Origin of the sequence: Clostridium cochlearium, assembly GCF_900187165.1 — a bacterium.
Classification (GTDB): Bacteria; Bacillota; Clostridia; order Clostridiales; family Clostridiaceae; genus Clostridium_G; species Clostridium_G cochlearium.
Map to the genome: position 1 here is coordinate 1,498,159 of NZ_LT906477.1, position 11,633 is coordinate 1,509,791.

The following is an 11,633-nucleotide window of genomic DNA, read 5'->3' on the forward strand; positions in this document are numbered from 1 at the left end:
ATTATCCCCTCCATAAAACTTCATTCTTATTAAGTATTTTTTCTCCAATTAATTTTATTATAGTATATCCTATAATACTTCCCCCTACACTACTTATGGAAAAAGGCACTATAAAAAATAAACCTGCAACTTCTTTTCCCATTATGAATTTTGCCATAGGGAAAGCTAGTAATCCTCCTATTAAACCTGTTCCAATGATTTCTCCTAAAACTGCTAAAAATTCTTTTCCTGTTTTTTTATACAAAACACCTGCAATAGCTGCCCCTATCATGCTTCCAGGAAAAGCTAATAAAGAACCTGTTCCAACTATATTTCTTAAAAAAGATATACAAAATGCTATAGATACACTATAAAAAGGCCCTAATATTACTGCAGATATGACATTTATTGCATGTTGTACTGGAAAACATTTAGCTGCTCCTATAGGTATAAATATTAAATTTCCTAAGAAAGCTCCTAAAGCTACTAGTAACGCTGAAAATGTTAATTTTTTAGTATTCATATTATACTCCTCCATATTTTTATAAAAAATAAAAGCACAGACAACGTAAGTCTGCACTTTTGCATTCAAATAGTAGAACTATATAAATATAAAATATATAGTAAACCATTCTCCCTACGCTGGCATTATCCAGATCAGGTAAAGGGTCTAAGAATCCAGTTCTTACTCTCAGCTGGCATTATCCAGCTCCCCTGAAATTTTATTCTATTGTTACCTAAATGATACTACAGCATTTTTTAACAGTCAAGTGTGACTACTGAATTATTTGTATACTAGGATTATTTAAAATCCTTTTTATGATGTTATTTATGTAGTATCCATCTATATCTTTGTAGTCCTCTTTATTTGGAAATACTCCTTTATAATCATTATACATTATTTCATGACAAGTTAAATCCTTTGCCAGCTGTACAGATCTTTCCCATCTTAATTCCTGTTTTAGTTTAATTCCTTTAATTGCTTTTTTTATTTTATCCTGTTTAAAATAATTTTTATCATCTTTAACTTCTTCTATTGCCTTATTTATAAGGGCTATTGCTTTATTTACATTGTCTTTATGTACAGATAATTGTATACAAAATAGCTTTATTCCCTTTTCATTTTTTATAAAACTTCCAATATCATAAGCTAGGGAATTTTCTGTTCTTATTGTATGGTATAAAATACTACTCGTACCTTCTCCAAAATAAAAATTAAATATATCCATTGCCTTTATTTCTTTACTTTTTAACATGTGTATAGGGTAAGCATATTGTATTTTTGCACCTTCTATACCTTGTTTTATTTTTACAAATATTCCTGGATTATTTAGCTCATATAGATAATTTTCATTAACTTTTTCTATATTAGTTTTTTCTTCTTCCTTTATTAAATATTTTTCTATAATTTTCTTTACCTTCTCAAATTCTAAAGAAGAAACCACAGATATTGTCATATTGTTTAATTTATAAAATTTATTATAAAAAGCTTTTATCTGATTTAAAGTTATGGAGTTTAAACTGTTTTCATTTCCTATAATAAGCTCTTTTATTCTTCTATTTTCAAAGGCATTATAAAAAAGTTCATCTTCACAATATTGGTCATTATCATCTTTCCAGTCCTTTAATTCCTGTTTAATTATATCCATTTCTTCCCTAAATCCTTTTTCTTTTAAAGTTGCATTTAATACTATGTCTAAAAATACTTCTATTCCCTTATGAAATTCTTCTGATAAAGTGGTTCCATAATATATTACATAAGGGTAATTTGTCATAGCATTTTGAAAACCAAATATTTCATCACATAATAAATTTATTTCTTGCTCTTTTCTATTTTTTGTTTCTTTAAATACCATATGTTCCACTACATGAGCTGTTCCATAAGGAAAGCCTTCTTCCCTTATTGCTCCTGCATCAAATCCTATGCAAAAGGAAGTTATATGACCACTTATTTTTTTATATATAAGCTTAGTTCCATTTTTCAATATTATATCTTGCATTTTTATCACCTACATTAAATATTTTTTAATTTCTGTAAAACATCTCACATAAAATATATTATATTATATAATTAACTTAGGGTGATAATATGAATTTAAAGGATAATATAAAACAATTTATTTTATATGCTCTAATAGGCAGCTCTAATGTTGTTATAGACTTTTGTATTCTAAATATGCTTTGGATGGTAACGGGTATCTATAAAGGTGCGGCTAATATTCTATTTAAATTTATATCCTTTATTTTTTATTCATTAAATGGATACTATTGGAATAAAAAATATACCTTTAAAACAGAGGGCTCTTTTTTAAAATTTGCCTCTGTTTTAGGTATAGCGGCTATAATAAATTCAATTATTTTATCTATAATGTCTATTTATAATATCTTAGGTATATCTGATTTACTATGGTCAAATATATGTGCTTTAACAGCTTCTATTATTACTGGAATAGGAAGCTTTCTTATAAATAAATTATATATATTTAAAAAAGTTGCCTAATTATTATATTGCTATTATTGTCTTAAAATATTTATTAAGTCATAGAAATAATATTTTTTATTTCTTTTATATTTTGATTTCCTTTAAACTCTCCTGGATTTCTATTTTTTCCTCTTACTTCTCCAGATAATAATATTTTATGCATTTCTTTAATTAATCTTGTTGATATAGGTATTCTTCCTATTAAATTCTCGCCAATTCTTAGTGCCTCAGAATAATTTAATACTTCCTGAATATCATCTGTTTTTTTGTTTTCATCAGCTCCATACTCTAGCATATCATCTAAAGTTACCTGTGTTCCTTCTATTGAACTTTATTCATACAACATAGATTCTTTTAATTCCTGTAATTCTTTTGTATCTATTATATTTTCTAATATTTTAAAAGCAAAATCTAAAGCTGTAGAAGGTCCCCTACTGGTTATTATATTATCATGTTGAACCACTCTATCTTCTTTATAATTAGCTCCTTTTAATTCTTCTTCAAACCCTGGATAGGAAGTTATGTTCTTATTTTCTATAATATCTGCTTCTTTTAATATTATAGGTGCTGCACAAATAGCTGCTATTAATTTATTTTCTTTGTTAAATTGTTTTATTATTTCTATAACCTGTTTATTATCTCTTAAATTAGCAGCTCCTGGCATACCACCTGGTAGCACTATGCCTGAAAAATCATACTCCTTAAAGTCTTTTAAAAGTATATCAGCCTTTACATATACATTATGAGTTCCTTTTACCATTTTTTCCTCACTTATAGAACAAGTTTTACAATCAACTCCAACTCTTCTTAAAACATCCACTACTGTTAATGCTTCGATTTCCTCAAAACCCTTTGCTAACATTACAACTATTTTTTTCACATTTATTACCTCCACATCATTTTGTATTTTTAAGTATTATATATAGTATAATTAATTAGAAACAACACGTAAAATAAAAAAATTACGATGTAATTTTTTTAACAGAGGACAGTTCATTTGACAATTGACAGAGGACAGAGGACAATGAAGGATGATTTTCTTCCTTACGTCAGAAAATCTTTAATCTTATTAGTTAGAATTGAAAATGGAGAATGGAAAGTGGAAAATGATTGACAACTTTTCTCCATTAACATTACGAAAAGTTTTTAATTTTATAAGATCTTTAGGTTTAGCTAAAGATAAACCTTTTTTATATTAGACAAATCTAAACTATCCTTAATTCTTCATTCTCGACTTTCCATTTTCAATTATATCTACATTGACATTTTTATTGATGGCTGGTTTAGCGAAGCTAAACATCGCTTTAGTTTTTAAGAACATTAAAATTAAGTCAGGTTATCGCCTTAAAATCTTTAGTTTTAGCTAAATACAAAAATTTATATAATGAAATATTTTTTGCAACGAAGTAAAAAAATCCTCAATAATTATTCATTGTTCCCTGTTCATTATTCATTGATTAACGGCGGCCTATCGGCTTGCGACACAGTCGCTAGATTAATAGCAAGTAATTAAAATAAATTATTATATAAAAGTTAATTTATTTTAAACCTGGGCAGATTCTATAAAATTAAAATTTTTTTGTAATGACAATGAAGAAAAAATATCTATCATTTTCAATTTTCAACTTTCAATTTTTAATTACATTATAAAATCATCCTTCATTGTCCTATGTCCTCTGTCAATTGTCAATTGAACTGTCCTATGTCCTCTGTCAATTGTCAATTGAACTGTCCTCTGTCCTCTGTCAATTGTCAAATGAACTGTCCTCTGTCAATTGTCAATTGAACTGTCCTCTGTCCTCTGTCAATTGTCCTCTATAAAAATTTTGTGACGCAAAATTTTTATTTTGTGTTATAATATAAAAAGATAAATCGAATTTAAAAAGAGGTGATTTTATGAATCAAGTTGGTTATGTTACAAAAATTGAGGGTGAAAAAGCCCATATTATTTTTAAGAGAATGTCTAGTTGTGGTGATAAATGTGCTAACTGTTCTGGTGGATGTGAAGTACCTCCATTGGTATTGGATATAGATAATACTTTAATGGCTGAGCCCGGAGATGCTGTTGCTGTAAATATGGAGGATAATACTTTCTTTAAATTTACTTTCTTTGCTTATGCCCTTCCTCTTATGCTTATGCTTTTAGGTGTAGCTATAGCCTACATAACTACTAAAAGTGAAACAACTGCTGCTTTTACAGGATTAGGTTTTCTTGCAGTATCTTATGGTATTTTGAGAATAGTAAACAATAATCATGTTAAAAATCAATCTAAATCTGTAACTATGATGAAAATATTATCAGAAGAAGAAATTAATAGATTAGGAATGTAATTTAAATAAAGAAGGGGTACAAGCAATTGTAACCCTTCTTTTATTATTATTTATTATTCATTTTTTGCCCAATTCATAGATCTCTTAACAGCTTCGTGCCATCCATCTAGTAGTTCTTTTCTTCTTTCTTCAGTCATATCTGGTTCAAAAGTCTTAGAAATTGCCCAGTTTTGAGCTACATCTTTTTTATCTTTCCAATATCCTACTGCAAGTCCTGCAAGGTATGCAGCTCCTAATGCAGTAGTTTCAATTACTTCTGGTCTTTGAACAGGCACTCCTAATATATCTGCTTGGAATTGCATTAAGAAGTCATTTGCGCTAGCTCCACCATCTACTCTAAGAGCTTTCAAATCTATTCCTGAATCTTCTCTCATTGCATTTAAAACATCATAGGTTTGATATGCTAAGGATTCAAGTGTCGCTCTTATAAAGTGCTCTTTTGTAGCTCCTCTAGTAAGTCCTACTATGGCTCCTCTTGCATATGGGTCCCAATAAGGTGCTCCAAGACCTACAAATGCTGGTACCATATATACTCCATTTGTATCTTCTACTGCTGTAGCATATTTTTCTGATTCTGGAGAGTCTTTAAGCATTCTAAGTTCATCTCTTAACCATTGTATAGCAGCTCCTCCTATGAATATACTACCTTCTAGGGCATATTCAACTTTGCCATCAATACCAAAAGCTATAGTTGTTAATAGTCCATTTTCTGACTTAACAGCTTTTTCTCCTGTATTCATAAGCAAGAAACATCCTGTTCCATAAGTATTTTTAGCTGTTCCCTCTTGATGACAAATTTGTCCAAATAGGGCCGCTTGTTGGTCTCCTGCAACTCCTGCTATAGGAATAGATGTTCCAAATAGAGTAGAATTAGTTTCCCCATAAACATAACTTGATGGCTTAACCTCTGGAAGCATTGATTTCGGAATATCCAATATTTCTAATAGTTCATCATCCCATTTTAATTCATGTATATTATATATCATAGTTCTTGATGCATTTGAATAATCAGTTACATGAACTCTTCCCTTTGTAAGATTCCATATTAACCAAGTATCTACTGTACCAAACAATAAGTTTCCTTTTTCCGCTTCTTCTCTTGCTCCTTGAACATTGTCAAGTATCCATTTTATTTTTGTTCCTGAGAAATAAGCATCTAATACAAGTCCTGTTTTCTCTCTAATTTTTTCTGTTAAACCTTTTTCCTTTAATGTATCACATATTGGAGCTGTTCTTCTACATTGCCAAACTATAGCATTGTATACAGGTAGTCCTGTCCTCTTGTCCCATACTATGGTAGTTTCCCTTTGATTTGTAATTCCTATCCCAGCTATATCAGTAGCATCTATATTAGCCTTTGCCATTGCTTCTGTAGCTACACTAAATTGAGTTGCCCATATTTCCATTGGATCATGTTCTACCCAACCAGCCTTTGGATATATTTGTTTGAATTCTCTTTGAGCTACACTTACAATAAGTCCTCTCTCATTGAATATTATACACCTTGAACTAGTTGTTCCTTGGTCTAAAGCCATTACATACTTTGCCATAGTACAATTCCCCCCATTTTTATTTTAGTGAACTCTAATTTTCGCTTTAACTTTCAAAGCTTAAAATTAAAGGTTTACATTATCTATATAAAAAAAGCCATAAATAAGAAACCCTTTACGAGTGTTCTTAAAATATGGCTCTCTTATACTCCGCCTTTTTATTATTTTTACTATATAAATATATTATATTATAATTTATAGAAATTATCAATATTTTCTATAAATTCCACAGTTCCATTGTACTTGTAGATACTGCAATGGCTCCTGAGGATAAACAATCCATAACATCTTTTTTTGTTTTAATCAATCCTCCTGATATTATGGGCATTTTTATTTCCCCTTCAATATTTTCTTTTTTACCTATAGCTTTAATTGAAATTCCTGGCATAACTTCTATAGCATGCGGTGATATTTCATGTATATTTTTTACACCAGTTTTTAAGAATAAAGAATCCACTACAAAAACTCTTTGTATAGTATAAAGTCCTAAATGTTTACCATGTTTTATGCAACTTATTTTAGTAGTAATTATACCTTCTGGCTTTGCTATTTCTTTTATATATTCTAAACCTCGATTATCTCCTTTTAATCCTTCTATTAAATCTACATGTACAAATACAATTTTATTTTTTTTTCTAATTTTATCACATATATATCCTATATTCATAATATTTCCGTATAATACAAAAACTATTTTAGCTTCACTTAATATGGCAGCTTCTAAATCCTCATCATTTCTTATAGCTGCTATTATAGGATTCTCTATAAGCATTTTCTCTATACTTTCCATAAACTACTCCTTAAGCTTTTTTTCCTAATTTCATTACCTCAATTTCTTTTATTATATCTTTCATATTTTTTTCCATACTAATTTCTACTGCTGCAGTTATAGCACCCTCTACTAAGGCAGTATCTACAATCTCTACTTTTTCCCTTCTATCTTCTGGTAAAAATTCTAAAGCCATTTCAGCATTCATAAGGGCACTTCCTAGATCAAATAGTATAATGACCCCTTCATCTGAATAAACCTTATCGATAGCCCTTAGTATTAAATCTATATCTGTTCCTATTCTTCCATCTTTTGTTCCACCTGCTGAGGCTATAGGCACATCTGGAGCCATTTGTAAGGACAATTCTTTAACTCCTTCTGCTACTTTGTTACTATGGGATACTATTACCATTCCTACCATGCAAATCCCTCCTATTGTTTGTCAAATTTATTTTTCACATATATATTTGTATATTTCATTTAAAATTAAATAACTTGATGTAGCACCGGGATCTTGATGACCTATGCTTCTTTCTCCTAAATAGCTAGCTCTTCCTTTTCTTGCTATTATATCTTTAGTGTAGTTTACACCGTTTAAGGCTTCATTTTTCATGTTTTCCAATATTTTTTTTGTATTCAATCCTTCTTTTATTCCAGTTTTTAAAGCTTCTAAGGAAGGCTCAATTGCATCTATCATAGTTTTATCTCCCTTTTGAGCTTTTCCTCTAGCTTTAACCCCTTCAAGAGAAGCTTCTAATATTTTTTCAAAATCCTCTATATTGAGTTCCTCTTTTCCTCCTACTACGCTACTTGCTTTCATAAATATAGTACCATATAATGGGCCAGAAGCTCCACCTACATTAGATATTAGCGCCATTGCTGTGTTTTTAAATATGTCCTGTATGGTATTTATAGATGTATTTTCTAATTTATCAGTTACAGCCTTAAATCCTTTATTCATATTTATTCCATGGTCACCATCTCCAATGGCTAAATCTAATTCTGTTAAGAACTCCTTATTTTCTTCCATAATTTTTCCTATATTTTTAACTAATTCTTCTACATCTTTTAATTTTAGCGACATTATACGCCCTCCTATATATAAGTTTAACTTTATTTGTATTATAACACTTTCATAGCTGGAGTATCCGCTGTAGCATCTAATAGTTCTTTTAGTTCTTCATCTAATTTTAATAAGGTTACTGAACATCCTGCCATTTCAAGAGAAGTCATATATTCTCCTACAAAAGTTTCATATACTTTTATACCTCTGTTCTCTAATATTTCATGAACCTTTTTATTTACAATAAATAGTTCCATTAATGGTGTGGATCCTAATCCATTTACCATAACTGCTACTTCTTCACCCTTCTCTATTGTTATATCATCTAGGATTTTATTAACTAAATGTTCTGTAACATCATCCGCAGATTTTAATTCCTCTCTGTGAGTTCCTGGTTCTCCATGAATACCTATTCCTATTTCCATTTCATTTTCAGCTAAAGTAAAACTAGGCTTTCCTGCTGCAGGTACAATACAAGGTGTAAGAGCCATTCCCATACTTTTTACATTTGAAATAACTTTTTCTGCTACAGCCTTTACTTCTTCTAAAGAAGCTCCAGTTTCTGCTTTAGCACCTGCTATCTTGTGTATAAATACAGTTCCTGCAATTCCCCTTCTTCCAGTAGTATAAGTACTATCCTCTACAGCCACATCATCATTTACTATAACGGATTCTACTTGTATCCCTTCCATTTCTGCCATGTCTTTTGCCATTTCAAAATTCATTACATCTCCACTATAGTTTTTTATAACTAATAATACACCACTGCCCCCATCTACTGCTTTTATAGCTTCAAAAACTTGATCAGGTGTTGGTGATGTAAATACAGCCCCTGCTACAGCTGCATCTAACATTCCTTTTCCTACATATCCACCATGAGCAGGTTCATGGCCACTTCCTCCACCGCTTACAATTGCTACTTTATTTTTTATTGGTGATTCTTTTCTTACAACTATATTTCCAACATCTAATTTCCTGATCTTATTTGAATAAGCTTTTACCATTCCATCTAACATATCCTCTACAACGTAATCCACGTTATTTATAAGTTTTTTCATATTTAATCAATCCCCTTTCTTTAGTGTATCCTGTTTTCCTTTAAGTTTATTATATAACATATTATATGGTTTTAGAATAGTATATTACTAAAATAATTTTATTCTTCTCAATATTCCAAATTGTTATATAATTAACAACTTCTTTTTTTTTTATAAATTAACTATTAACTAGAATTGTTGTATACTTTAATAAATATTATATATATTTGCAAATACTTATTAATGTTAGAATATTTTTAATTATACGTATATTAAAAAACACCTTATATATTTTCTTAATATGTTATATAATCTTTTATCGTACTAAAAAAATAATTTTATAAAAAACCTTGTTAACATGGCGAGAGGGGGTACTTATATGAATATTAATTTAATTGGTGTTCCACTATTCTACGGTTCTGATATAGAAGGAGTAGAATTTGGTCCTAAAAAATTAAGAGAAAAAAATGTAGTGGAGGTTTTAAGTAAATACCATAAGGTATATGACTTTGGTGATTTATATGTTCCTGAAGAAAATTCGGTGAACAAATATTCTTATCATCCAAAGATGAAATATTTAAAACCTATAATTCAGGTAAATACCAATTTGGCTCAAGAGGTGTATTCTTCTCTGAGTTCTAAAAGTTTCCCTCTTATATTAGGTGGAGATCATTCATTAGCTCTTGGAAGTATTTCTGGTGTTAGTAAATACTATAAAAATTTTGCGGTAATATGGGTAGATGCTCATGGAGATATAAACTCCTATTTAACTACTCTTACTGGCAATGTGCATGGCATGCCTCTTGCAGCTGCTATGGGTGTTGGATATGAAGACTTAACAAATCTTTATTTTCACGGTACTAAAGTTAAACCTGAGAATGTATTTATAATAGGTGCTAGGGATTTAGATGAGGGTGAATGTGAGCTAATAGAAGAGAAAAAATTAAATGTGTATTCTACTGAGGATATTAAATACAAAGGAATATTCAATATCATGGAGGATATTCTTTCTAAACTGGATGCTCAGGGAATTGATGCTGTACATTTAAGTTTTGATATAGATTGTATAGATTCAGACTTTGTTCCCGGTACAGGTACTCCTGTAAAAGATGGACTTTCCACAGGAGAAGCAAAAACATTGTTAAAACACTTAGGTGAAAGCAAACTAATTAAGTCTATGGACTTTGTTGAGTTAAATCCTAAATTAGATAAGGATGATAGTACATCTGATTTATGTATTGAACTATTGGACTGGTGTTTTAAGTATATAAAATAAAATTTTATAACTAAAAAAGTTGTTAGCTTTTAATTTAAATGCTAACAACTTTATTTTTTCCACTTTTTTTTGCTAAATACAAAGCCTGATCTGATCTTTCCACAATTTCTTCTAAGGTTTCTTTTTGTGTTTTTAAATTAGATACTCCTATGCTCACAGTTATTTTTATATCTCCCTTATTTGTTTTTATTGACTGCATACTTATAGCTTCTCTTAATTTGTTCATGGTCATTATAACTTCTTCTCTATCCTTTTCCGTTATAATAAATATAAACTCTTCTCCTCCTAGCCGTCCAAATTTACCCATACCTTTTAAAATTTTCATACAAGTTTCAGCTATATTTGATAGCACTTTATCCCCTATTGCATGTCCATATGTATCATTTATACTTTTAAAATCATCAATATCCATCATTGCCACAAAATATGGAGTCATATAGATTCTAGATCTTAAAATCAAACTATTTCCAACTTGCATGATTTTTCTTCTATTATACATACCAGTTAATGAATCTAAATAGGACATTCTATGTAGTTTCATGCTAAGTTCCCTTAATTCCTCATTTAATTCTCGTATTTCTTCTTCAGATTTTTTTTGATTTGTTACGTCTATTATAATTCCATCCCATATTTTTTCCTTACCGATTTTTTTTAAGGTTAAGTCAAATTGAAACCATTTAGTTTTATTTTTCAATATAACTTTTTTAATTGTTTGAAAATCCGTTTCACTATTTACTAATTTACTAATAAACATATCATAGTTTGCAAATTCATTAAAATTAATTTTTTTAAATATAGAATATGGTTTTTTGCTAATATCTTCTGGAGAAATACCTAATATTTTTTTACAAGAAGAGCTTATATATTCAATTTTTACTTCTCCATATTCTCCCACTTTAAATCTAATTATAATTGCTGGTATATTTGAGGATATATCTCTATATTTTTTATTAATTTATCACTTTTTTTCTTTAGCTCTTTTAGTTCTCTGATATAAAAAAAGAAAAGTAAAAAAACTATAATTGCAATTAAAATTGCAATTAGCACAACTTTTATACACATATTTTACTACTCCTTAGATTTTAAATCTTATGTTTCTACAAACTTTTCTCTCTTTTTAATTCTATATACTTGTATAATAAAAAT

14 protein-coding genes and 1 riboswitch are annotated in these 11,633 nt (G+C 29.2%); of the genes, 3 read left to right on the forward strand and 11 right to left on the reverse strand.

Features of this window, described 5'->3' with window-relative positions; genetic code table 11:
- Window position 1: 1 nt before the first annotated feature.
- Together thiW and CKV72_RS07440 are read right to left on the reverse strand one after the other, a co-directional pair.
- Window positions 2–502: an energy coupling factor transporter S component ThiW gene (thiW, locus tag CKV72_RS07435; protein WP_095177906.1), complete on the reverse strand. Its 501-nt coding sequence runs from the start codon at window positions 500–502 to the stop codon at window positions 2–4.
- A 94-nt stretch (window positions 503–596) separates the two neighbouring features.
- A riboswitch (TPP riboswitch) is annotated at window positions 597–705 on the reverse strand.
- 50 nt (window positions 706–755) lie between these two features.
- Window positions 756–1,979, reverse strand: a complete 1,224-nt coding sequence (locus tag CKV72_RS07440; protein ID WP_095177907.1) for a M16 family metallopeptidase — start codon at window positions 1,977–1,979, stop codon at window positions 756–758.
- An 89-nt stretch (window positions 1,980–2,068) separates the two neighbouring features.
- Here CKV72_RS07440 and CKV72_RS07445 point away from each other — a divergent pair, with 89 nt between their 5' ends.
- The gene (locus tag CKV72_RS07445; protein ID WP_095177908.1) at window positions 2,069–2,479 is read left to right on the forward strand and encodes a GtrA family protein; all 411 of its coding nucleotides are present in this window, start codon (window positions 2,069–2,071) and stop codon (window positions 2,477–2,479) included.
- A 34-nt stretch (window positions 2,480–2,513) separates the two neighbouring features.
- Here the strand turns inward: CKV72_RS07445 and CKV72_RS07450 are convergent, their stop codons facing one another.
- Both CKV72_RS07450 and CKV72_RS07455 read right to left on the reverse strand, forming a co-directional pair.
- Entirely contained in the window at window positions 2,514–2,756 is a 243-nt protein-coding gene (locus CKV72_RS07450) for a Fic family protein (protein WP_089868031.1), read from the reverse strand.
- Between the two features lie 36 nt (window positions 2,757–2,792).
- Entirely contained in the window at window positions 2,793–3,341 is a 549-nt protein-coding gene (locus CKV72_RS07455; RefSeq protein WP_168943997.1) for a DJ-1 family glyoxalase III, read from the reverse strand.
- A 1,016-nt stretch (window positions 3,342–4,357) separates the two neighbouring features.
- On the opposite strand from CKV72_RS07455, the gene CKV72_RS07460 reads away from it, so the two are divergent.
- Window positions 4,358–4,792: a SoxR reducing system RseC family protein gene (locus CKV72_RS07460; protein ID WP_089865786.1), complete on the forward strand. Its 435-nt coding sequence runs from the start codon at window positions 4,358–4,360 to the stop codon at window positions 4,790–4,792.
- 53 nt (window positions 4,793–4,845) lie between these two features.
- On the opposite strand, the gene glpK is transcribed toward CKV72_RS07460, so the two are convergent.
- The 5 genes from glpK to dhaK form a co-directional block, all read right to left on the reverse strand.
- A complete protein-coding gene (gene glpK / locus CKV72_RS07465; RefSeq protein WP_089865788.1) occupies window positions 4,846–6,342 on the reverse strand; it encodes a glycerol kinase GlpK in 1,497 nt (498 codons plus the stop codon).
- Window positions 6,343–6,559: 217 nt separating this feature from the next.
- Complete coding sequence (locus CKV72_RS07470; protein ID WP_095177909.1) at window positions 6,560–7,132, reverse strand: glycerol-3-phosphate responsive antiterminator; 573 nt, start codon at window positions 7,130–7,132, stop codon at window positions 6,560–6,562.
- Between the two features lie 10 nt (window positions 7,133–7,142).
- Window positions 7,143–7,532 carry a dihydroxyacetone kinase phosphoryl donor subunit DhaM gene (gene dhaM, locus CKV72_RS07475; RefSeq protein ID WP_089865793.1) on the reverse strand — a complete coding sequence of 130 codons (390 nt, stop codon included), beginning with the start codon at window positions 7,530–7,532 and terminating at the stop codon, window positions 7,143–7,145.
- Between the two features lie 27 nt (window positions 7,533–7,559).
- Window positions 7,560–8,195 carry a dihydroxyacetone kinase subunit DhaL gene (gene dhaL / locus CKV72_RS07480; protein ID WP_089865796.1) on the reverse strand — a complete coding sequence of 212 codons (636 nt, stop codon included), beginning with the start codon at window positions 8,193–8,195 and terminating at the stop codon, window positions 7,560–7,562.
- A 38-nt stretch (window positions 8,196–8,233) separates the two neighbouring features.
- The gene (gene dhaK, locus CKV72_RS07485) at window positions 8,234–9,232 is read right to left on the reverse strand and encodes a dihydroxyacetone kinase subunit DhaK (RefSeq protein WP_089865799.1); all 999 of its coding nucleotides are present in this window, start codon (window positions 9,230–9,232) and stop codon (window positions 8,234–8,236) included.
- 358 nt (window positions 9,233–9,590) lie between these two features.
- Between dhaK and rocF the strand changes: the two genes are divergently transcribed.
- Window positions 9,591–10,487 (forward strand): arginase, encoded by an 897-nt coding sequence (rocF, locus tag CKV72_RS07490; RefSeq protein WP_089865802.1) that lies wholly within the window; start codon window positions 9,591–9,593, stop codon window positions 10,485–10,487.
- Between the two features lie 34 nt (window positions 10,488–10,521).
- On the opposite strand, the gene CKV72_RS07495 is transcribed toward rocF, so the two are convergent.
- Together CKV72_RS07495 and CKV72_RS12140 are read right to left on the reverse strand one after the other, a co-directional pair.
- Window positions 10,522–11,382 carry a GGDEF domain-containing protein gene (locus tag CKV72_RS07495; protein WP_095177910.1) on the reverse strand — a complete coding sequence of 287 codons (861 nt, stop codon included), beginning with the start codon at window positions 11,380–11,382 and terminating at the stop codon, window positions 10,522–10,524.
- Between the two features lie 11 nt (window positions 11,383–11,393).
- On the reverse strand, window positions 11,394–11,549 hold the full coding sequence (locus tag CKV72_RS12140) for a hypothetical protein (RefSeq protein WP_157726556.1): 156 nt from the start codon (window positions 11,547–11,549) through the stop codon (window positions 11,394–11,396).
- Window positions 11,550–11,633 lie beyond the last annotated feature (84 nt).